Below are 21,183 nucleotides of genomic sequence, written 5' to 3'. Positions count from 1 at the left end.
GGGGTGAGCGACGCGCAGCAGCACCGGCCCGTGATGGCCGACGTCGCGCGCGTCGCCGGGGTGTCGTTGCCGACCGTGTCGCGCGTCCTGACCGGCGCGGTCTCGGTCAGCCCGGACAAGCGGGCCCGGGTCCTGGCGGCGATCGAGCAGCTCGGCTACCGCCCGAACGCCGCGGCGCGCGCACTGGTGTCCGGTCGGCGCTCGCTCATCGCGGTGCTCGCGGGGAACACGTCGCTGTACGGCTATGCCCGGACGATCAGCGGCATCGCGGGGGCCGCGCGCCAGGCGGGCTACACGGTGGTGATCATGGTCGTCGAGTCGGCCGACCCGGCCGTGGTCGACGAGGCGCTGGACCTCGTCCTCGGCCAGCCTGTCGCGGGTGTCATCGTCCTCGAGTTCAACGACGTCGGGCGGGCGGTCGTCGAGCGGCTCCCGCAGGGGATCCCGGTCGTGTCGGCGGGGGGCAGGGTGCGTCGCGACGGACAGGTCAGGTCGGTCCTGATCGACGAGTACGCAGGTGGACGCGCCGTGACCGAGTACCTGCTCGGGCTCGGGCACGCCACCGTGCACCACGTGGCCATCCCGGTGCTCGGCGGAGCGCCCGGGCGGACGGAGGGCTGGCGCGACGCCCTGGCGGCGGCCGGGGCGCCCGTGCCGGAGATCCTGCGGGCGACGTGGGAGCCGGCGAGCGGGTACCGGCTCGGCCTCGAGCTGCTCGGGCGTCTCGACGTGACCGCGGTGTTCTGCGGCAACGACGACCTGGCGATCGGCGTCCTGCGCGCGTTCGTCGAGAACGGCGTCGCTGTCCCGCAGGACGTGTCGGTCGTGGGGTTCGACGACCAGCCGTTCGGTGCGTTCTGGTCCCCGCCGCTCACGACGGCGTCGCAGGACTTCGACGACCTGGGAGCGCGCGCGTTCGCGAGCCTGCAGCACGACCTCGACCCGGCCGCCGCGGAGGACGCGTCGTCGGCTGTGGTCGCGACACCCACGTTGGTCGTCCGCGAGTCGGCGGGACCCGTGGGGCGAGGCGCCGCCGGACGGGGCTCCTAAGGCCGCGCCGAGAACCGTTCGAGCAGGTCGGCGTGCCCCGACACGATGAGCAGGTCGTTCGCGGAGATGCGCGTCTCCGGGGTGGCGTAGACGAAGTCGAGGCCGGGGCTCTTCACGCCGATCACGGTGACGCCGTACCGCTCCCGGATCTTCGACTGGGCGATCGTGAACCCCTGCGTCTCGCGCGGCGGGCGCATCTTGACGATGGTGAAGCCGTCCTCGACCTCGATGTAGTCGAGCATCTTGCCGGACACGAGGTGCGCGACGCGGGCGCCGGCATCGGCCTCGGGGAGCACGATGTGGTGCGCTCCGATCCGCCGGAGGATCCGGGCGTGCTCGGCGCTGACCGCCTTGGCCCAGATCTGCGGCGTGCCGAGGTCGACGAGGTTGCCGGTGATGAGCACGCTCGCCTCGAGGTACGACCCGACCCCGACGACCGCGACCGGGAAGTCGCGCGCGCCGAGCTGTTCGAGCGCCTCGGGGTTGGTGCAGTCGGCCTCGACGAGCGGGATCCGTCCGGACCACTGCGCGACGAGCTCGGGCGACTTCTCGACAGCCAGCACGTCCTGGCCGAGCCGGTCGAGCGTGCCGGCGATCGCCGACCCGAACCGGCCGAGCCCGATCACGAGCACGCCGGCGTCCTTCTTGGAGGTGCGGGTGCCCTCGGGTCCCCGCGCGGTGTCAGCCAATGATGGGCCTCTCTTCCGGGAACCGGATCACCCGACGACGGTTGCGCAGCGCGAGGGCTGCGGCGAGCGTCATGGTGCCGACTCGGCCGATGAACATGAGAACGGTCAGGACGTACTTGCCGGCGTCGGGCAGCCGACTGGTGATGCCGGTGGTCAGCCCGCACGTCGCGAACGCGGAGATGACCTCGAACAGCACCGTGTCGAGCCTGAGGTCGGTGATCGCGAGCAGGAGCAGGCAGGCGACCAGCACGATCGTCGCACTGACCAGCGAGACGGCGATCGCCACCTGGAGGGCCTCGCGCGGGATGCGTCGTCCGAACGCCTCGACGTCCCGGTCGCCGCGCGCCTCGGCGAGGATCGCCAGGAGCATCACGGCGAGGGTCGTGACCTTGATGCCGCCCGCGGTCGACGCGGAGCCGCCACCGACGAACATGAGGGCGTCGTTGAGGAGCCACGTCCCCTCGTGCATCTGCCCGACGTCCACGGTGGAGAAGCCGCCCGAGCGCGGCATGACCCCTGCGAAGAGCGAGGCCAGGAAGGTCCCGGGTGCGTCGAGCCCTCCGAAGGTCCGCGGGTTGGTCCACTCGAACGCGGCGACCAGCAGCGACCCGGCGGCGACCAGGCCGAGGCTCGTGACGATCGTCAGCTTCGCATGCAGGTTCCAGCGGCGGGGGCTGCGCAGGTGGCGGGCGACCTCGAGGATCACGGGGAAGCCGAGCGACCCGATGAAGACCCCCACGATGATGGGCAGCAGGACCCACCAGTCGGACACGTAGGGAGCAAGACCCTCGGCCGTGGGGACGAAGCCGGCGTTGTTGAACGCGGACACCGCATAGAAGGCCCCGTGCCACGCGGACTGGCCCCAGTCCTGGCCGAGCATCCTGAACCGCGGGACGAGCAGCAGCGCGATGGCGATCTCGAGGCTCGTCGAGGTGATGACGACGGTGCGCACGAGAGAGCCGACCTCACCGAGTCGGGTGGTCTTGGTCTCCGAGGCCGTCAGGAGCCGCTGCGTGAGGCCGATGCGCCGGGACACCGCGAGCCCGAGGATCGAGGCGAGGGTCATGACGCCCAGGCCGCCGATCTTGATCGCGACGAGGATCGCCGCCTGCCCCGCGGGTGACCAGAACGTCCCCGTCGGGACCGTGACGAGCCCCGTCACGCAGACCGCCGATGTCGCGGTGAACAGCGCGTCGACGAGTGGCGCGCGCAGCCCCGTCGCGGTCGCCCACGGCATCGACAGGAGCACGGTGAAGATGCCGACGACGCCAGCGAACGTGCCGAGGGCGAGCCGGGCGGGGGACTGGCGTGCGATCCGGTCGACCAGCTCGCGCCCGGACCAGAGCGCAGTCGGCAGGGTCCGAGCCATGACACCTCCCGTACCGACGCGTCCGTTCCGGCACCGGATCGGGCCCTGACGGCACAACTCTGACACGACGAGCCGCGCGGGCCGCATTCGCAGCGCACCGGTGAGCGAGGTCAAGGTCGGCGGTCGCGCCTCGGCAGGATTCGGGGCGGGGGCTAGCGTGGGGGCATGGCGGCGGTCGTGCAGGTCGTGTGGGCGCCCGAGCTGCTGGGGTACGACTTCGGCGCCGGCCACCCGATGGCACCCCTGCGCCTCGAGCTGACGATGGAGCTCGCGCGCGTCCTCGGCCTCCTGAGCGGCGACGACGTCCGACTCGTCGGCGCCAGGCCCGCGTCGGACGCGCTGCTCCAGACCGTCCATGAGCCGGCCTACGTCGCGGCCGTGCACGCGGCGTCCGCCCACGGCACGGCCGACCCGGCCCGCGGCCTCGGCACGGACGACGACCCCGTGTTCCGCGGCATGCACGAGGCGGCCGCCCGCATCGTCACCGGGAGCGTCGACGCCGCGCTCGCGGTGTGGCGGGGCGACGCGGAGCACGCGGTGAACCTCACGGGCGGCATGCACCACGCCATGCCCGGTGCGGCGTCGGGCTTCTGCGTCTACAACGACGCGGCGGTGGCGATCCGACGGCTGCTCGACGAGGGCGCGCAGCGGGTCGCGTACGTCGACCTCGACGCCCACCACGGTGACGGCGTCCAGAAGGTCTTCTGGGACGACCCGCGGGTGCTCACCGTGTCGGTGCACGAGAGCGGCCACACGCTGTTCCCGGGCACCGGGCACGCGCGCGAGACCGGGGGCCCTGCTGCGCCGGGTACAGCGGTGAACGTCGCGCTCCCGGCGCACACCCGCGACGCGGCCTGGCTGCGGGCGATCGACGCCGTCGTGCCGGCGGTCGTGCGGGAGTTCGCACCCGAGGTGATCGTGAGCCAGCACGGCTGCGACTCGCACGTCGAGGACCCCATCACGAACCTGGGCGTGAGCATCGATGCCGAGCGTCTCGGCGCGATGCTCATGCACGACCTGGCGCACGAGGTCGCGGAGGGTCGGTGGCTCGCGCTCGGCGGCGGTGGCTACGCGATCCTCGACGTGGTGCCCCGCGCGTGGACGCACGTGATCGGCATCGCGACGCACCACCCGGTCGACCCGGCCACGCGCGTCCCGGAGGAGTGGCAGGAGGAGGTCGTGCGCCGGTACGGGCGGCGTGGACCCGAGCACATGACCGACGGCGAGTCGGGCGCGTTCCGGCCCTGGGCGGCGGGCTACGACCCGTCCGACGACGTCGACCGGGCCATCCGGGCGACCCGAGCCGCGGTGTTCCCGCTGCTCGGGCTCGACCCCGAGAACGACTGACCGCACGCGCAGCACCGACCGTCGGCGGCTGACGTGCGCTTTCACTCTGGTCCCCCCTTTCACTCGAGCCACATCAGGCTCTAGGGTGATCGCGCGGCCCGCGTCACTGGCCGCCGATGCCGGCTCGCAGGCCGGTACCAGTGAGAGAGCGACCCATGTCGAGCGAGCAACCCCCGCGCGTCGAGCAACCACCGCGCGTGCGGTTCCTGACCGTCGCCGAGGTCGCCGACGTCATGCGTGTGTCGAAGATGACCGTCTACCGCCTGCTCCACTCAGGTGAGATGCCCGCGGTGCGGGTCGGCCGGTCCTTCCGGGTGCCGCAGGACGCGCTCGACCACTACCTGGCGACCGCGGTCATCGACACCGAGCGCATGACGTCCTGACGTCCGTCGGGCCCACCGGTCCGGCCCCCGTCCGCCCGCCCGTTCGGCCGCGCCAGGGGCCGTCGCGCAGCGCCCCGGTGATCCCGTAAGGTAGTGGAGGACTTTCCCGTGCGTGGGCGTCTCGATCCTGTGAGCATCCGTGTGAACATCGACCGCGCCGCGCGTCGATCGGACGACCACCCGGAGCGCATGCGCTCCCACCGGAAGTGAGTGAGGACCTATGGGCTCCGTCATCAAGAAGCGTCGCAAGCGGATGGCAAAGAAGAAGCATCGCAAGCTGCTTCGCAAGACGCGCCACCAGCGTCGCAACAAGAAGTGACCTCACCGCTCTCGCGGTAGGCGGAACTGCTCAGGCCCGGCTGATGTCGGGCCTGAGCCGCGTCCGGGCCCGAATCGTCTATACAACGATGTAATCTGGGGTTCGGGCCGACCTGTCGAGGGCCGGTCCGCGAACCGGCCCCGGCCTGTGCACGGCTCTGGCACAGTGAGTGCGCGCGGCCGGAGGACACGTCCGCGACGGTGCGGCGGCAGTCGTCCAGGACAGCGGAGAAGGCAGGAACGGTGAAGGCTCCGAGGCGAGCGGGCACGGCGACGATGCACGACGTCGCTGCGCTGGCGGGCGTCTCCGTCAAGACCGTGTCGAACGTGGTCAACGGCTACCAGTTCATCCGGCCCGCGACGCGCGCCAAGGTCGAGACGGCGATCGGCGAGCTCGGGTACCAGGTCAACATCACGGCGCGGAACCTGCGCCAGGGCCGCACCGGCATGATCGGGCTGGCCGTCCCGGAGCTGAGCCTTCCGTACTTCGCCGAGCTCGCGGACTCCGTGATCCGCGCCGCGGAGACGGTCGGGCTGACCGTCCTCATCGAGCAGACGGGCGCGGTCCGGCAGCGCGAGCTCGAGGTCCTCTCCGGCCAGCGCCGCCACCTCACCGACGGCCTGATCTTCTCCCCGCTGGACCTCGGCGAGCAGGACAAGGCGTCGTTCGACGTCGACTTCCCCATGGTCCTGCTCGGCGAGCGCATCTTCGGCGGCCCCGCCGACCACGTGACGATGAACAACGTCGACGGGTCACGCGCCGCGACCCAGCACCTCATCGACCTGGGCAGACGACGCATCGCGCTGGTCGGGACCCACCCCGGCGAGACCATGGGCTCGGCCGCGCTGCGTGAGCGGGGCTACCGCCAGGCGCTCGACGCCGCCGGCATCGAGTTCGACCCGGCGCTCCTCGGCGATGCAGGTCTGTGGCACCGCTCGACCGGCGCGGCGGCGATGACCCGGCTGCTCGACTCGGGCGTCGAGATCGACGCCGTGTTCGGACTCAACGACGCGATGGCGCTCGGCGCGATGCACGTCCTGCACGACCGCCGCATCGACGTCCCCGGTCAGGTCGCCGTCATCGGGTTCGACGACATCGACGAGGCGAGCTACTCCTCTCCGCCGCTGACGTCGGTCGTCCCCGGTCGCGAGGAGATCGCGGAGACGGCCGTCAAGCTCCTCGTGGACCAGATCGCGGCGAGCGGTGCTCGTCGCCCCCCGATCGAGGTCGTCGCGCAGTACACGATCGCCGTCCGCGGCTCGACGGCGCCACAGCCCCGCTGACAGCGAAGCGGCCTGCGCACCGGACCAGCCGGTGCGCAGGCCGCTTTCGCCGCGAGCCGTCCGCTACTTGATGCTGCCGAGCGAGAGCCCGCTCTGCCAGTACTTCTGCAGCGCGAGGAACGAGACGATCAACGGGATGATCGAGATGAGCGACCCGGTGACCACAAGGTTCCACAGCTGGGTGCCGGCAGCACCGGACGTCGACTGCGCCTGCCAGGCACCGAGGCCGACCGTGACCGGCAGCAGCTTGGTGTCGGAGAGCACCGCGAGCGGCAGGAAGTAGTTGTTCCACGTGCCGACGACCGACAGGAGCAGCACGGTGACGAGTGCCGGCTTGAGCAGAGGGAGCGCCACGGAGAAGAACGTGCGCACCTCGCCCGCACCGTCGACGCGTGCGGCGTCGAGCATCTCGTCCGGGACCGCGTCCTGCGTGTACACCCGCATCAGGTAGACCCCGAACGGGTTGAGCAGCGACGGCAGGATGACGGCCCAGATCGTGTTCGTCAGGTGGAAGTGCGCCAGCAGGACGAACGTGGGGATCACCAGGGCGGTCAGCGGCACCATCACCGAGCCGAGCAGCATCGCGAAGAAGAAGTTGCGCCCGCGGAACTTGTACTTGGCGAACCCGTAGCCCGCCAGGACCGCGAGGATCGTCGCGCCGATGCCGCCGGTGAAGGCGTAGAGGAACGAGTTGCCGAGCCAGCGCCAGTACAGGCCGCCGTTCTGCGTGAAGAGCTGCTTGATGTTCGCGATGAAGCTGAACGTGTCGTCGAACCACATCGGGCCGTGCGCTCCGGTGAACAGCCCGTTGATGTCCTTCGTGCTGGCGACGATCAGCCACCACAGCGGCACCAGGAAGTACGCGGCAAGGATGATCAGCAGCACGTGCGACCACGGCTGGCGACGCCGTGTGGACCCCCGGCGACCGTTCTTGCGGGGCGCCTCGTGCGTGGTCTCGTCGACGAGAAGGGCGGCCATCAGACGAGTCCGTTCTTCTTGCGGGTCAGGAACAGGAACGAGTACGACCCGATGAACACCACGGCGCCGAGCGCGAACGAGATCGCCGACGCGTAGTTGAACTGCGAGTACGAGAACGCGAGCGTGAACGCGTACATGTTGGGCGTGTACGACGAGTTGATCGACCCGGCCGCCACAGGCCGCAGGACCTGCGGCTCGGTGAAGAACTGCAGCGTGCCGATGAGCGCGAACACGAGGATCAGGATGAGCGCCGAGGAGATCATCGGGACCTTGATGCGCGTGGCGATCTGCCAGCCCTTGGCGCCGTCGATGCGGGCCGCCTCGTAGATCGAGGGGTCGATCCCGCGCAGGGCCGAGTAGATGATGATCATGTAGTACCCGGCCCACTGCCAGGTCACGACGTTGATGAGCCCGCCGAAGACGTTCTGCGGGCTGAGCAGGAAGGGCGCGTCAGCGCCGAACAACCCGAACAGGGACTTGAGCGGCCCGAAGCGCGGGCTGTAGAGGAAGCCCCACATGAGGGCGCCGATGACGACCGGCACCGCGTACGGCACGAAGATCGCGAGCCGGGCGAACCGCGACAGCCGCGTCGTGAGGTTGTCGAGGACGAGCGCCGCGACGAGCGACACGAGCATCTGCAGCGGGATGAGGATGAGCGCGAAGCGTGCCACCAGCCAGACGCCCTGGAGGAACAGCGGGTCGGTGAAGGCCTTCGTGTAGTTGCCCAGGCCCGAGAAGTGCGTGCCGGCAGCCAGCGTCTTCGTCTGCAGGCTCAGCCAGAAGGCATAGCCGAGCGGGGCGACCAGGAACACCGCGAAGACGACCGCGAACGGTGCGACGAAGGCCCAGCCGAACCGCTGGCGACGCCGGTCGTGCCCGGCTCGAGGATTGAGCACGATCGGGGTGCGAGGCATCCGCTGGTCGGTCGGCAGCGCGGCGTGCGCGCCGGTCGCTGTGGGGTTGGTCATGGGATCTCCCAGTGTCGATGACGGGTCCGCCGCCGGGTCGGGTCGGCGTGCGACCCGACCCGGCGACGTCCCCTACGGACTACTTGACCGCGAAGCCCTGGGCCTTGGCGTAGTCGACGACCGTCTTCTGGAGGTTGTCGATCGCATCATCCGTCGACTTCGTCTTCTGCACGACCGCAGCGTTGGCCTCTTCGGTCAGCTTGTCGTAGGCGAAGTTCTGGAACGGGCTCCACGTGAAGCCCTTGTAGCCCTGCGACGCCTTGAGGAAGACGTCCTGGTTGATCTTCTGGCCCCGAAGAACGGGTACGCGAGGTTCGTGAAGTAGTCCGACTCGAGGATGGGCTTCCACAGCGGGAACAGAGCGCCCTTCTCGATGCCGACCTTCCACGCCTCCTCGGTGCCGAAGACCTCCTTCGCGACCGTGGCCGCGGCCTCCGGGTCCTTCGCCTGCGACGTGACCGCGAAGGTCGACCCGCCCCAGTTGATCTGGACCGGCGAGGACGCGTCCCACTGCGGGATCGGCGCGGCCTGCCAGACAGCTGTGGGGTCGGTGCCCGACAGCCCGGACAGGTAGCCGGGGCCCCACGCGGCGGCGAGGTAGACGGCGTAGCTGCCGTCGACCAGCTTCGTGTTGTAGTCCGTCGTGAACGCGTCGTCGGTGCCGACGAGGCCCTTGTCGACGAGGCCCTGCCAGTACGCCATGACGTCCTTGCTGCCCTGGTCGTCCAGCTTGATCGAGATGTCGGTCGGCTTGGCGGCGTCGTAGACGTACGGCGTCGAGCCCTTCTGCGCGAAGAGCGCCTGCAGGTAGGCGCGCCCGTTCGTCGGGAAGTCGGTGAAGACCGCCTTGGAGCCGGAGTCACGCATCTTCTGCGCGTCGGCGGCGAACTCGTCCCACGTCGTCGGGGGCGTCGTGATGCCGGCCTTGTCGAAGAGGTCCTTGCGGTAGAGCATGCCCATCGGGCCGCCGTCGACGGGGATCGCGTAGACCGCGTCGCCGCTGGTGACGTCCTTCCAGACACCGTCGGAGTAGTTCTTCTTGACGTCGGCCGCGCCGTACTTCGACAGGTCGACGAGCGCGTTGCGGATCGTGAAGCTCGACAGGACCTCGGTCTCGAGCATGACGACGTCAGGCGCGCCCGACCCGGCCTCGACCGCGGTGCTGAACTTCGTGTACTCGTCGTTGCCCTGGCCCGCGTTGCTCCAGCAGATCTGGATGTCCTTGTGCGAGTTGTTGAACAGGTCGACGACCTGTTCGAACGCCGGGTACCAGGCCCAGACCGTCACCTGCTTGGCGTCCGCGTTGACGATCTTGTTCGTGCACGAGCCGGAGTCGCCCGCGGCTGCGGTCGCGGCACCTGACGTCCCGTCAGTGGTGGTGGTTCCGCCGCCACCGCTCGAGCACGCGCCGAGCGCCAGGGCCAGCAGTCCGACGGCGGCTGTGCCGACGGCTAGGGATCTCTTCATCGATGATCTTCCTCTCGGTGATGTGCGGCGATGCACAGATGCGGTCCTGCGGAGGAGCACGTCCGTCGTGCGGTCTCGTGGTGCTGCGTCGACGACGGTGCAGCACCGTCGCGGTGCGAAGGGAGCCGGCGGCCGACGTTCCGGATGAGGCGCCGAGGTGCTCGACGCGCTCGCGGTGCTGCCTCCCTACGTGGTGCGGGAGGTCGAGCGCGATGCCGGGTGAAACGTGCGACGGCGCGTGCCGTCGACGGTTCCTCAGCTTCGCCGGCGCCGGAGCGTCGACGACGGGATCGCCCTTGACCTCGTATCTACAACGTTGCACAACATCGCACGCCGCGCGCGCCGGGTCAAGCAACGATCGAGTAACGGACATCCCGGCGAGCCGGATCTCGGCTCGGGCGAGGGTGTTGACGGGGCCGAGGCCGGCAGGCATGATGCATCTACAACGATGTAGAACCCGTCTTCAGGGAAGGGCCGATGGCCCGCGACTCGTCACCGTCGACAAGGAGCACGCATGCTGCCCGTCTCGCTCACCCTCGACCCCGCGTTCCGCGTAGGGCCGGTCAGGCGCCGCACGTTCGGATCGTTCGTCGAGCACCTGGGTCGGTGCGTCTACACCGGCATCCACGACCCCGGTCACCCGACCGCCGACGAGGACGGGTTCCGCGGTGACGTCATCGACCTCACGCGTGAGCTCGGTATCTCCACCGTGCGCTACCCCGGTGGCAACTTCGTCTCCGGGTACCGGTGGGAGGACGGCGTCGGGCCGCGGGCGGACCGGCCGACGCGGCTCGACCTCGCGTGGCACTCGTCCGACCCGAACCTCGTCGGCGTCGACGAGTTCATGCGCTGGTCGGCCAAGGCCGGCACCGAGCCGATGATGGCCGTCAACCTCGGGACGCGCGGCGTCCAGGAGGCCCTCGACCTGCTCGAGTACTGCAACGTGCGCGGCGGCACCCGGCTGTCCGACCTGCGACGCGCCAACGGCGCCGTCGAACCGCACGACGTCCGGATGTGGTGCCTCGGGAACGAGATGGACGGGCCGTGGCAGATCGGGCACAAGACCGCCCACGAGTACGGGCGCCTCGCGGCCGAGACGGCGCGCGCGATGCGGATGATCGACCCGGACCTCGAGCTGGTCGCGTGCGGCTCGTCGGGTCGGCACATGCCGACCTTCGGCGAGTGGGAGCGCATCGTGCTCGGCGAGGCGTACGAGCACGTCGACTACATCTCGGCCCACGCGTACTACTGGGAGGAGGACGGCGACCTCGGCTCGTTCCTCGCGTCGGCGGTCGACATGGACCAGTTCGTCGAGTCGGTCACCGCGACCGCAGACGCGGTGCGGTCGGCCAAGCGAGCCTCCAAGCGCATCCACATCTCGTTCGACGAGTGGAACGTCTGGTACCAGCAGCGGGCCGAGTCGAAGCCCCCGACCGGCCACGACTGGCCCGTCGCGCCCGTCCTGCTCGAGGACCGGTACAACGTCGCCGACGCCGTCGTCGTCGGCAACCTGCTCATCTCGTTGCTGCGCCACACGGACCGTGTGCACTCGGCGAGCCTCGCGCAGCTCGTCAACGTCATTGCGCCGATCATGACCGAGCCTGGCGGGCGGTCCTGGCGGCAGACGACGTTCCACCCGTTCGCGCAGGCCTCGGAGCACGCCGTCGGGGACGTCCTCCAGGTCGCGATCGACGCGCCGACGTACGAGACCGCCAAGTTCGGCGCGGTCCCCGTCGTCGACGCGGTCGCGACGTGGGACGCCGAGACGGGGGCCGTCGCGCTGTTCGCGGTCAACCGCTCCCTCACCGAGACGGTCGAGCTCAGCGTCGACGTGCGGTCGCTGCCCGGTCTCGCCCGGGTCGTGGCGGCCACGTCGCTCGCGAACCCCGACCACACGTGGGCCGCGACGGTCGACGACGCGACCTCGGTGCTCCCGCGGCACAACTCCACCGCCGCGCTCGTCGACGGCCGGCTGACGGTCCAGGTGCCGCCGGTGTCGTGGAACGTCGTCCGGCTGGGCAGCTGACCGCGTGCGCGCATCGCTCGCATCGAGACGCGTCGCACTCGCCGTGGCGCTCGCCGTGCTGGTCGCCGCCGGGGGAGCCGTCTGGTGGCGGGCCTCGGGCGGTCCCGGCTCGGCGAGCAGCGCAGCGACGGCGCTCGAGCTCTCGGGCGACCTCCGGGCGCACGACCCGGCGATCGTCGCGGGCACCGACGGGCAGCCCTGGTACGTGTTCTCGACGGGCGACGCGAGCGTCGCCAAGGGTGCGATCCAGATCCGCACGTCACCCGACGGGCAGGCGTGGACCACGGCAGGCACCGTCTGGGACGCCGCGACCGAGCCGGCCTGGGTGCGCGCCGTGGTGCCGGGAGTCACGAACTTCTGGGCGCCCGACGTCTCCCTGCACGACGGCACGTACTACCTGTACTACGCCGCGTCCTCGTTCGGCTCCAACCGCTCGGTCATCGGGCTGCTCACGAACACGACCCTCGACGCCGCCGACCCCGCGTACGCGTGGGTCGACCGCGGCGAGGTGTGGCGCTCGACCCCCGGGTCGAGCGACTACAACGCGATCGATCCGGGCATCGTCGAGGACGCCGACGGCACGCCCTGGATGGCCTTCGGGTCGTTCTGGGGCGGCATCCAGATGATCAGGCTCGAGTGGCCGAGCGGCCTGCCGGCCGACCCGTCGGCTGCTCCGGTGCACCTCGCGTCCCACACCGTGCCGCCGAACGCGATCGAGGCGCCGACGATCGTGCGGCACGACGGCTGGTTCTACCTGTTCGTGTCGCGCGACCTGTGCTGCCGCGCGAGCGCCTCGACCTACAACATGGTGGTCGGCCGCTCGCGGGCGGTCACCGGGCCGTACGTGGACCGGTCAGGTGCGGACATGGCCGCCGACGGCGGGGAGCAGCTGCTCGCCACGCGCGGCGACATGGTCGGCCCGGGCGGCGAGTCGTACTCGAACGGGTATCTCGCGTTCCACTACTACGCGACGCACCTCGGCGGGGACTTCCAGCTGGCGATCCGCAAGGTCGCGTGGGACCCCGACGGGTGGCCGGTGCTGACGACCGCCGACGAGCAGCGGCCGGCCACGAGCTGACCGCCGGCGCCGCCCGCTGGCTGCTGCGTGGCCGGCGGGCTCAGAGCGTGAGCTCGAGGACGAAGTCGTCCTCGAGGCGGTTGCCGACCTGGAAGTGCTTGGTGCCGACACGCACGAACCCGGACCGTCGGTAGAAGCCCTGCGCGCGCTCGTTGAGCTGGTTGACGCCGAGCCACATCCCGCGGGCGCCCGTGCGTCGGGCGGCGTCGAGCGTCGCGGCCATGAGCGCCGCGGAGACGCCCTGCCCGTGGTGGCCCGGCAGCACGTAGCACTTCGACAGCTCGACGGTCGGCCGCAGGGTGATCGCCGCGCGGACCTCGACGTCAGCCGGCTCGCCCTCGACCAGCATCGTGTAGCCGATCGGCTCGGGCTCCGCGTCGTCGTGCGCGACGAGCAGCACCCGCGCGGGATCCGCGAGGTACTCGGTGAAGCGCTCCACGGACAGCACCGCGTCGATGAACGCCTGCTGGTCCGCGCGCGTCGAGCCCGGCGGGCACGCGAGGGGGAAGGTGACGGCCGCGAGCCAGGCGAGGTCGGCGGCATCCTCGACCGTCGCGCGCCGCACTCGTTCGCTCACGCCCGCGACCTTAGCGGGTGCGCGTCGTCGCGGGGGAGGCGGGAGCGGCTCAGAGCCGGGCGCTGCGCCGGATCGTCCGCACGACGAGGCCCGCGACCCACGCGAGCCCGGCGAGGCTGGCCAGGTTCGCGCTGCGACGGGCCACCCGACGCCGGCCGCGGAACTCCCGGACCGGCCACCCGACGGTCTGCGCGTGGCGGCGCAGGCGCCGGTCGGGGTTGATCGCGCACGGGAAGCCGACCTCGGACAGGATCGGCACGTCGTTCGTCGAGTCGCCGTACGCGTACGACGCGGTGAGGTCGAGGTTCTCGCGCTCCGCCAGCTCGCGGACCGCGCTGGCCTTGGCCTTGCCGTGCAGCATGTCGCCGACCAGGTGACCGGTGTAGAAGCCGTCCTCGTGCTCGGCGATCGTGCCCAGCGCCCCCGTCACCCCGAGCCGGCGCGCGATGAGCTCGCCGATCTCGACCGGGGTCGCGGTGATGAGCCAGACCTCGTGACCTGCGGCGAGGTGGTCGTCGAGGAGCTTCTGGGTGCCGGGGAAGATCCGCAGGCTGAGGACCTCGTCGTAGATGTCCTCGGCGATCGCCACGACCTCGGCGACGGAGTGCCCCGTCATGATCGACAGCCCCTTGTCGCGGACCTCGTCGATCTGCTTGTGGTTCTCGCCGAACATCAGGTAGCGCGACTGGTGGATCGCGAACGTCACGATGTCCCACTTGCGGAAGAACCCGCGGCGGTAGAGCCCGACAGCCAGGTGGAACGCGCTCGCGCCCCGGATGATCGTGTTGTCGACGTCGAAGAATGCTGCCGCGCGTCCGGCGGGCGCCGCCGCCGGTTCGACGAGACCCGACGGGCCTGGGGCTGTCGAGGTCGGCTCGGTCACGCGGCCACTGTATCCACGGTGCCTAGGGTGGTGCCGTGTCGACCACCGATCCTGTCCCCGCACCCGCCGGAGCGCCGGGACATCCTGCCCGGGTCGTCCTTTTCGGGCGCGCCGGCTGCCACCTGTGCACCGAGGCGCGCGCGCTCGTCGCCGAGGTCTGCGCCGAGACGGGGGAGGCCTGGACCGAGATCGACGTCGACGCCCCCGACGTGCCGGCCCTGCCGAGCGGTCGGTCGGTGTTCGACGAGTACTCCGAGCTCGTGCCGGTCGTCGAGGTCGACGGGATCCGGCAGGGCTACTGGCGCATCGACGCGGCCCGGCTCCGTCGAGCTCTTGCCGCAGGGGCTCCCGGGTCCGCAGCGCCTTCCGGGCCGTCCGGCGCGGCGTCCTAGCCCGGACGCACAGACGCCGGGCGGGTCCCCTGAGAGGACCCGCCCGGCGTCGTGCGAGGGGTGTCAGGCCTGCTTGATGGCCGCGATGTCGATCGAGATGACGACCTTGTCGCTGACCAGGACGCCGCCGGCCTCGAGCGCTGCGTTCCAGGTCAGGCCGAACTCCTTGCGGGAGATCGTCGTGCTGGCCGAGAAGCCGGCGCGCAGGTTGTTGTACGGGTCGACGGCGGTGCCGTTGAACTCGGTCTCGAGCTCGATGGACTTCGTCACGCCGTGGATCGTGAGGTCGCCGACGATGACGTAGTCGTTGCCCGTGGCGGTCACGGAGGTCGAGGCGAACGTCCAGGTGGCGAACTGCTCGACGTCGAAGAAGTCGGCGCTCTTGAGGTGGCCGTCGCGGCCCGCGTCGCCGGTGCTGATGGTCGACGGGTCGAGCGTCGCGGTGACCGACGTGACGGTGAGGTCCTCGCCGACGACGATGGTGCCCTCGGTGATCGCGACGGAGCCGCGGACCTTCGAGATGCCCGCGTGGCGGACCGAGAAACCGGCCTCGCTGTGCGACGCGTCGATGGTCCAGGTGCCGGCGACCAGATCGGTGGGGAGTGCGGTGGCGGTGCTCATGATGCTCCTCGTGTGAGAGTGAGAAAGTTGAATCGGCGAAAGTTGAAGCGTCAATCGCCTGTAGTTGACATTTCTACTACAGTGGATCGCAGAGCGCAACCCCCCAGCGCAACTCGTCCCGACCGGAGCCCACCATGACCCAGACCGCCTCGACCCGCACCCCAGGCACCACCGACGACGTCCGCTGGCTCACGCCCGAGCAGCAGACCCACTGGCGTGCCTACCGCGACGGGACCGCGCTGCTCATGGACGTCCTCGCGCGAGAGCTCGACGAGGACACCGCCCTGTCGCTCGCCGAGTACGAGGTGCTCGTGCGGCTGTCCGAGGCCCCCGGCCGGACGCTGCGGATGTCCGAGCTGGCGGGCGAGCTCGCCCACTCGCGGAGCCGGCTCACGCACACGATCCGCCGCATGGAGGACGCCGGCCTCGTCCAGCGCAACCCCTGTGCGGTCGACGCGCGCGGCGTCAACTGCACGATGACGGACCTCGGCCTCCAGCGCATCGTCGAGGCGGCGCCGTCGCACGTCACCTCGGTGCGCACCCACCTCATCGACGTCCTGACCGACGACCAGCTGAGCGCGCTCGGCACCGCGATGGGCATCGTCGCGCACGCGTTGCGCGAGAGCTGAGCGGCTGACCCGGACGAACGTCCCACGCACACAGTCAGGTTTGCGAGACTGTCCCCATGGTCGCGACGACGATCCACCTGCTCCGGCACGGTGAGGTCCACAACCCCGAGGGCGTGCTGTACGGCCGCCTGCCCGGCTACCACCTGTCACCGCGCGGTATCGCGATGGCCGAGATGGTCGCAGCCCACCTCGCCGGGGACGGTCCGGTGCCGCGCTACGACATCACCGCCGTCATCGCCTCACCGCTGCAGCGCGCCCAGGAGACCGCCGCGCCCATCGCCGCGAGGTTCGGGCTCCCGATCGGCACGGACGCGAACCTCATCGAGGCCGAGAACCAGTTCCAGGGCCTGACGTTCGGCGTCGGCGACGGGTCGCTGCGGCACATGCGGCACTGGCCGCTGCTGCGCAACCCGTTCCGACCGTCGTGGGGAGAGCCGTACCGCGAGCAGGCGGACCGCGTGCTCGCGGCCGTCGACGCGGCCCGCGAGCTCGCACGCGGGCACGAGGCGCTGCTCGTGAGCCACCAGCTGCCCATCTGGGTCACGCGGCTCGCCGCCGAGAAGCGGCACCTCTGGCACGACCCGCGCCGCCGGCAGTGCTCGCTCGCGTCGGTCACGAGCCTGCACTTCGACGACGACACGCTCGTCGGGCTCGGGTACACCGAGCCGGCCGCGGCGCTCCTCGACGGTGCGGCGACGGTGGCGGGCGCGTGAACCCTCGCGCGACCGGCGCCCCCCGCGTCACCCGCGCTCCGCGCGTGGCCGGGGGTCTCGTCGTGCTCGCCCTGGGTGCGGCCCTGCTTGCCGGCTGCGCGCCGAGCGGGACCCCCGCGGCGTCAGCGACAGCAGTCGCGAACCAGGGCTACCAGTCGGGTGACGGCTCGACCCGCAAGTGGGCCGTCGCCGACCGGTCCGAGCCGGTCGCGCTGGCCGGGACCGACTTCGCCGGGACGACGCAGGACCTGACGACCTGGCGCGGGGACGTCGTCGTGCTCAACAGCTGGTACGCGGCCTGCCCGCCATGCCGCGCGGAGGCCCCCGACCTCGTGGCGTTCGCGAACGACTACGCCGCGAGCGGCGTGCACGTCCTCGGGATCAACGGGACCGACGACGTCGGCGCGGCGCAGGCGTTCGAGCGCACGTTCTCGATCCCGTACCCGAGCCTCGCGGACACCGGCGGCCACGCGATCGCGGCGCTGCAGGGAGCCGTGCCGGTCCAGGCCGTGCCGACGACCGTCGTGCTCGACCGCGAGGGTCGCGTCGCCGCCCGGATCCTCGGCCTCGCCGACCCCTCGACGCTGCGCGGTCTCGTCGACGACGTCCTCGCCGAGTCGGCCACGCCGGCCGCCGGCGCGACAGCGGGAGCGACGGCCACGCCATGAGCGACCTCGGCACGACGTTCGCGCAGGCCGCGTTCTCCGGCTCGATGCTGCTGGCCGTCCCGGTCGCGGCCGTCGCCGGCTTCGTCGCGTTCGCCTCGCCGTGCGTGCTCCCGCTCGTCCCGGGCTACCTCGGCTACCTCGGCGGCATGTCGGGTGCGACGCTCGCCGGATCGCGTCGACGTGACGCCGAACCGTCGACCGGTGTCGCGTCGGCCGATGCCGTGCCGACCGATGCTGCGTCGGCCGATGCCGTGCCCGGTGGCGTGCCGACCGTGCGGGCGCCGCGTCCGAAGGCGGCCGTTCAGTCGTCGACCGACGTCGGCCGGACCAGGCTCCTGGCAGGCGTGGGGCTGTTCGTCGCGGGGTTCACGGTCGTCTTCGTGCTGCTCGGAGTGCTCGCGGGCTCGGTCGGCGGGGTGCTCAAGGACTGGCAGGATCCGCTGACCCGCATCCTCGGTGTCGTCGTCGTGCTCATGGGGCTGGCGTTCATGGGCCTCGTCCCGTTCCTCCAGCAGGACCGCCGCGTGCACCTCAGCCCGCGCGCCGGGCTGTGGGGGGCGCCGCTGCTCGGGCTCGTGTTCGGCCTGGGGTGGACCCCGTGCATCGGTCCGACGCTCGTCGCGATCACCGCGCTGTCGCTCGACGGCGGCTCGGCGGTGCGCGGCGCGGTGCTGTCGGTCGCGTTCTGCCTGGGGCTCGGTCTGCCCTTCCTGCTCATCGCGTTCGGCACGGCCCGCAGCGCGCGCGCCCTGGCCCTGCTGCGCCGGCACCGGCTGGCGGTGATGCGCGCGGGCGGCGGACTCCTGGTCGTGCTCGGGCTCGCGCTCGTCAGCGGGCTCTGGGGCACCTGGGCGCAGTGGCTGCAGGGCCTGCTCACCACCTCCGGCGTGTTCGTCCCGGTGGTCTGATGAGCGCGACGGGGACGAGCGACCAGCAGCGGTACACGCCCGAGGGCATCGACGACGCGTTCGCGGGCGACACCCCGGTCCTGCCGCAGCTCGGGGCGGCCGGCTGGCTGCGATGGGCCTGGCGGCAGCTGTCGAGCATGCGGGTCGCGCTGCTCCTCCTCATGCTGCTCGCCGTCGCCGCGGTGCCGGGCTCGGTGTTCCCGCAGCGTCCCCAGTTCCCCGAGAAGGTCGCGCAGTACCTCCTCGACCATCCCACCCTGGGTCCGCTGCTCGACCGGGTCGGGATGTTCGACGTCTACACGTCGATCTGGTTCTCGGCGATCTACCTGCTGCTGTTCGTCTCGCTCGTCGGCTGCATCCTGCCGCGCACCCGGTCCCACCTGCGTGCGCTCCGGGCGGCCCCGCCCCGGACCCCGCGGCGCTTCGACCGGTTCCCCGCGCAGGGGAGCGCGGCGTCGGGCGCGACGCCCGAGGTCGTCGTGCGTGCCGCGGCGGGCGCCCTGCACGGCCGCTACCGCAGGCTCCCGCGGTTCCGCACGGACGTCCGCGACGACGGCCACGGCACGTGGAGCGTCTCCGCCGAGCGCGGCTACCTGCGCGAGACCGGCAACCTCGTGTTCCACCTCGCGCTCGTCGGGCTGCTCGTGTCCGTCGCGACCGGCCAGCTGCTGCACTACCGCGGGCAGACGATCCTCGTCGAGGGGCACGGGTTCGCCAACGCCCAGACGGACTACGACACGTTCGAGGCCGGGTCCGCGTTCGACCCCGCCTCCCTCGTGCCGTTCACGCTCGGCCTCGACCGGTTCACGTCGCGGTTCGACCCGCGCACGCTGCAGTCGCGGGCGTTCCTCGCCGAGGTCACGCTCGCCGAGCCCGGCCAGGCTCCGCGCGCGACGACGATCCAGGTCAATCACCCGCTCACCGCGGGCGGCGCGAAGGTGTACCTGCAGGGCAACGGGTATGCGCCCGACGTCGTCGTGCGGGACGCCGCGGGCAAGGTCGCGTTCTCGGGAGCCGTGCCGTTCCTGCCGCAGGACACCGTCTACACGTCGAACGGCGTCATCAAGGTGCCCGACGTGTCGGGCGGGCAGGCGCAGATCGGGCTCGTCGGCTCGCTCCTGCCCACCGCCCAGCAGGTCTCACCGTCGATCTGGCGCTCGGTCGACCCCGAACCGACCGACCCCGTCCTCGTGCTGGCCGTCTGGTCGGGCAACCTCGGGCTCGACACCGGCGTCCCGCAGAACGTCTACACGCTCGACGACGCCCGCATGACGCAGTCCGTCGAGGCCGACGGCACACCGGTCACGCTCCGCATCCGTCCCGGCGAGACGGTCGCGCTGCCGGACGGGCTGGGCACGCTCGAGTTCCGCGCCCTGCCGCGTTTCGTCGCCCTCGACCTGCGCTACGACCCGGCGCTCGCGTTCGTCCTGGCGTTCGCGCTCGCCGCGCTCGCGGGCCTTGCGACGTCGCTGTTCACCCCGCGGCGACGCGTGTGGGTCCGTGCGACCCCGGACCCCGCCGACCCGCGCCGCACCCTGGTCACCGCCGCGGCGCTCGCTCGCGGGGACGACATCGCGCTGCCCACCGAGATCGACCGGGTGCTCGCCGCGCTCCCGGAGCGGCTCGACGTGCGCGACGACGCCGATTCGCCGGACACCCCACCGGAATCCCGCCCGGACACAGCGCCGGACACCGACCACGACCGTGACGCGCACCCGCGCGCAGCACTCGACCCCCACGACCAGGAAGAGGCCCAGTCATGACCGTCGGGGACATCAGCACGCTGCTCGTCTGGGGCGCGATGACCGCGTTCACGATCGGCTTCCTCGCGTACACCGCCGACCTGGCCCGGATCGCCGAGGCAGCGTCCCGCGCGTCCCGGCTGCCGGTGGGGGAGCGCGCACTGGCCGAGGTCGGCGCCGGGGCGTCGTCCGCTGCGCAGGCGGGTGCCGCGCAGACGGGTGCCGCGCAGACGGGTGCTGCGCAGACGGGTGGCGCGCCGGCTGCGGGCGGGTCGCGGCGCGCCGAGGGCATCTCGCGGTCGACGACGTACCTCGGGGTGCTCCTGCTGCTCGCCGGGATCGTGGCGCGCGGGATCGCCGCGGGCCGCTGGCCGACCGCCAACATGTACGAGTTCACGCTCGTCGGCGCGTTCGTGGCCGTCACCGTGCTCGCCGTCGTGCAGCGCCGGCGCTACATCCCGTTCCTCGGCGTCGTCGTGCACGGCATCGCGGTGCTGGCCCTCGCGCTCGCGCTGCTCGTGTTCTACGTGCAGGCCGACGCCGTGCAGCCCGCGCTGCAGAGCTACTGGCTCGTGCTGCACGTGGGGGTCGCGATCTCGGCGACGGGCGTGTTCACCGTGGCGTTCGCCGCGGCGGTGCTCCAGGTGCTCAAGGACGCCCGCGAGGCGGGACGCAGCCGGCTCGACGCCCCGTGGCAGCGATTCGAACCTGTGCGCGCGAGCCTCCAGCGCTGGCGCGTGACCGGGCCCGCGTGGGAGTGGCTGCGCTCGGTGCCGTCAGCGCGCGAGCTCGAGGCGCTGTCGTTCAGGCTCAACTCGATCGGCTTCGTCCTGTGGACGTTCACGCTCATCGGCGGGGCCATCTGGGCCGAGCACGCGTGGGGCCGGTACTGGGGCTGGGACCCCAAGGAGGTCGGCACCTTCATCGCGTGGGTCGTCTACGCCGCGTACCTGCACGCGCGCACGACGCGGGGGTGGAGCGGACGTCGGGCCGCGTACTTCGTGTTCGTCGGCTACGCGGTCGTCCTGGCCAACTTCACGGTCATCAACCTGTTCGTCACCGGCAAGCACTCGTACTCGGGGCTGTGACAGGG

The 21,183-nt window shown here is 71.5% G+C and carries 22 protein-coding genes; 14 read left to right on the top strand and 8 right to left on the bottom strand.

What is annotated here, in order from left to right:
* The first annotated feature begins 3 nt into the window (after positions 1–3).
* A complete protein-coding gene (locus DDP54_RS05145) occupies positions 4–1,050 on the top strand; it encodes a LacI family DNA-binding transcriptional regulator (RefSeq protein WP_242448227.1) in 1,047 nt (348 codons plus the stop codon).
* On the opposite strand, the gene DDP54_RS05140 is transcribed toward DDP54_RS05145, so the two are convergent.
* Both DDP54_RS05140 and DDP54_RS05135 read right to left on the bottom strand, forming a co-directional pair.
* Positions 1,047–1,739, bottom strand: a complete 693-nt coding sequence (locus tag DDP54_RS05140) for a TrkA family potassium uptake protein (protein ID WP_109130836.1) — start codon at positions 1,737–1,739, stop codon at positions 1,047–1,049. The genes DDP54_RS05145 and DDP54_RS05140 overlap by 4 nt on opposite strands.
* Positions 1,732–3,108 carry a potassium transporter TrkG gene (locus tag DDP54_RS05135; RefSeq protein WP_109130835.1) on the bottom strand — a complete coding sequence of 459 codons (1,377 nt, stop codon included), beginning with the start codon at positions 3,106–3,108 and terminating at the stop codon, positions 1,732–1,734. The genes DDP54_RS05140 and DDP54_RS05135 overlap by 8 nt, the downstream gene beginning before the upstream one ends.
* 165 nt (positions 3,109–3,273) lie before the next feature.
* On the opposite strand from DDP54_RS05135, the gene DDP54_RS05130 reads away from it, so the two are divergent.
* The 4 genes from DDP54_RS05130 to DDP54_RS05115 all read left to right on the top strand — a co-directional run bounded on the left by DDP54_RS05130 (position 3,274) and on the right by DDP54_RS05115 (position 6,440).
* The gene (locus tag DDP54_RS05130) at positions 3,274–4,455 is read left to right on the top strand and encodes an acetoin utilization protein AcuC (protein WP_109130834.1); all 1,182 of its coding nucleotides are present in this window, start codon (positions 3,274–3,276) and stop codon (positions 4,453–4,455) included.
* 155 nt (positions 4,456–4,610) lie between these two features.
* Entirely contained in the window at positions 4,611–4,838 is a 228-nt protein-coding gene (locus tag DDP54_RS05125) for a helix-turn-helix domain-containing protein (RefSeq protein WP_109130833.1), read from the top strand.
* A 220-nt stretch (positions 4,839–5,058) separates the two neighbouring features.
* Entirely contained in the window at positions 5,059–5,157 is a 99-nt protein-coding gene (locus DDP54_RS05120; protein ID WP_003792170.1) for an AURKAIP1/COX24 domain-containing protein, read from the top strand.
* Between the two features lie 275 nt (positions 5,158–5,432).
* A complete protein-coding gene (locus tag DDP54_RS05115; RefSeq protein WP_109132365.1) occupies positions 5,433–6,440 on the top strand; it encodes a LacI family DNA-binding transcriptional regulator in 1,008 nt (335 codons plus the stop codon).
* A gap of 63 nt (positions 6,441–6,503) precedes the next feature.
* Here DDP54_RS05115 and DDP54_RS05110 read toward each other — a convergent pair whose 3' ends face one another.
* The 3 genes from DDP54_RS05110 to DDP54_RS05100 form a co-directional block, all read right to left on the bottom strand.
* A complete protein-coding gene (locus DDP54_RS05110; protein ID WP_109130832.1) occupies positions 6,504–7,418 on the bottom strand; it encodes a carbohydrate ABC transporter permease in 915 nt (304 codons plus the stop codon).
* Positions 7,418–8,386, bottom strand: coding sequence for a sugar ABC transporter permease (locus DDP54_RS05105; protein ID WP_242448226.1), 969 nt, complete (start codon positions 8,384–8,386; stop codon positions 7,418–7,420). Before DDP54_RS05105 ends, DDP54_RS05110 begins: the two co-directional genes overlap by 1 nt.
* 195 nt (positions 8,387–8,581) lie before the next feature.
* Complete coding sequence (locus DDP54_RS05100) at positions 8,582–9,853, bottom strand: extracellular solute-binding protein (RefSeq protein WP_109130831.1); 1,272 nt, start codon at positions 9,851–9,853, stop codon at positions 8,582–8,584.
* A 514-nt stretch (positions 9,854–10,367) separates the two neighbouring features.
* Between DDP54_RS05100 and DDP54_RS05095 the strand changes: the two genes are divergently transcribed.
* Both DDP54_RS05095 and DDP54_RS05090 read left to right on the top strand, forming a co-directional pair.
* Complete coding sequence (locus tag DDP54_RS05095) at positions 10,368–11,879, top strand: alpha-N-arabinofuranosidase (protein ID WP_109130830.1); 1,512 nt, start codon at positions 10,368–10,370, stop codon at positions 11,877–11,879.
* Positions 11,880–11,883: 4 nt separating this feature from the next.
* Positions 11,884–12,957 (top strand): arabinan endo-1,5-alpha-L-arabinosidase, encoded by a 1,074-nt coding sequence (locus DDP54_RS05090; RefSeq protein ID WP_109130829.1) that lies wholly within the window; start codon positions 11,884–11,886, stop codon positions 12,955–12,957.
* Between the two features lie 40 nt (positions 12,958–12,997).
* Here the strand turns inward: DDP54_RS05090 and DDP54_RS05085 are convergent, their stop codons facing one another.
* Positions 12,998–13,534 carry a GNAT family N-acetyltransferase gene (locus tag DDP54_RS05085; RefSeq protein ID WP_109130828.1) on the bottom strand — a complete coding sequence of 179 codons (537 nt, stop codon included), beginning with the start codon at positions 13,532–13,534 and terminating at the stop codon, positions 12,998–13,000.
* A 49-nt stretch (positions 13,535–13,583) separates the two neighbouring features.
* On the bottom strand, positions 13,584–14,417 hold the full coding sequence (locus DDP54_RS05080) for an HAD-IB family hydrolase (RefSeq protein ID WP_109130827.1): 834 nt from the start codon (positions 14,415–14,417) through the stop codon (positions 13,584–13,586).
* 35 nt (positions 14,418–14,452) lie between these two features.
* Here DDP54_RS05080 and DDP54_RS05075 point away from each other — a divergent pair, with 35 nt between their 5' ends.
* Positions 14,453–14,809: a glutaredoxin family protein gene (locus tag DDP54_RS05075; RefSeq protein ID WP_109130826.1), complete on the top strand. Its 357-nt coding sequence runs from the start codon at positions 14,453–14,455 to the stop codon at positions 14,807–14,809.
* Positions 14,810–14,872: 63 nt separating this feature from the next.
* Here DDP54_RS05075 and DDP54_RS05070 read toward each other — a convergent pair whose 3' ends face one another.
* Positions 14,873–15,430, bottom strand: a complete 558-nt coding sequence (locus DDP54_RS05070) for a YceI family protein (protein WP_109130825.1) — start codon at positions 15,428–15,430, stop codon at positions 14,873–14,875.
* Positions 15,431–15,564: 134 nt separating this feature from the next.
* Between DDP54_RS05070 and DDP54_RS05065 the strand changes: the two genes are divergently transcribed.
* The 6 genes from DDP54_RS05065 (at position 15,565) to ccsB (ending at position 21,178) form a co-directional block, all read left to right on the top strand.
* Positions 15,565–16,059, top strand: a complete 495-nt coding sequence (locus DDP54_RS05065; protein ID WP_109130824.1) for a MarR family transcriptional regulator — start codon at positions 15,565–15,567, stop codon at positions 16,057–16,059.
* A gap of 56 nt (positions 16,060–16,115) precedes the next feature.
* Entirely contained in the window at positions 16,116–16,772 is a 657-nt protein-coding gene (locus DDP54_RS05060) for a histidine phosphatase family protein (RefSeq protein WP_109130823.1), read from the top strand.
* A gap of 83 nt (positions 16,773–16,855) precedes the next feature.
* Positions 16,856–17,440 carry a TlpA disulfide reductase family protein gene (locus DDP54_RS05055; protein ID WP_242448436.1) on the top strand — a complete coding sequence of 195 codons (585 nt, stop codon included), beginning with the start codon at positions 16,856–16,858 and terminating at the stop codon, positions 17,438–17,440.
* Positions 17,437–18,348 carry a cytochrome c biogenesis CcdA family protein gene (locus DDP54_RS05050; RefSeq protein ID WP_109130822.1) on the top strand — a complete coding sequence of 304 codons (912 nt, stop codon included), beginning with the start codon at positions 17,437–17,439 and terminating at the stop codon, positions 18,346–18,348. The genes DDP54_RS05055 and DDP54_RS05050 overlap by 4 nt, the downstream gene beginning before the upstream one ends.
* Positions 18,348–20,111, top strand: coding sequence for a cytochrome c biogenesis protein ResB (locus DDP54_RS05045; RefSeq protein WP_109130821.1), 1,764 nt, complete (start codon positions 18,348–18,350; stop codon positions 20,109–20,111). The genes DDP54_RS05050 and DDP54_RS05045 overlap by 1 nt, the downstream gene beginning before the upstream one ends.
* Positions 20,108–21,178, top strand: a complete 1,071-nt coding sequence (ccsB, locus tag DDP54_RS05040) for a c-type cytochrome biogenesis protein CcsB (RefSeq protein ID WP_109130820.1) — start codon at positions 20,108–20,110, stop codon at positions 21,176–21,178. The genes DDP54_RS05045 and ccsB overlap by 4 nt, the downstream gene beginning before the upstream one ends.
* Positions 21,179–21,183: the final 5 nt, after the last annotated feature.

This window comes from Cellulomonas sp. WB94, assembly GCF_003115775.1.
Taxonomy (GTDB): Bacteria; Actinomycetota; Actinomycetes; order Actinomycetales; family Cellulomonadaceae; genus Cellulomonas_A.
This window is presented reverse-complemented; position numbering and strand designations above follow the sequence as displayed.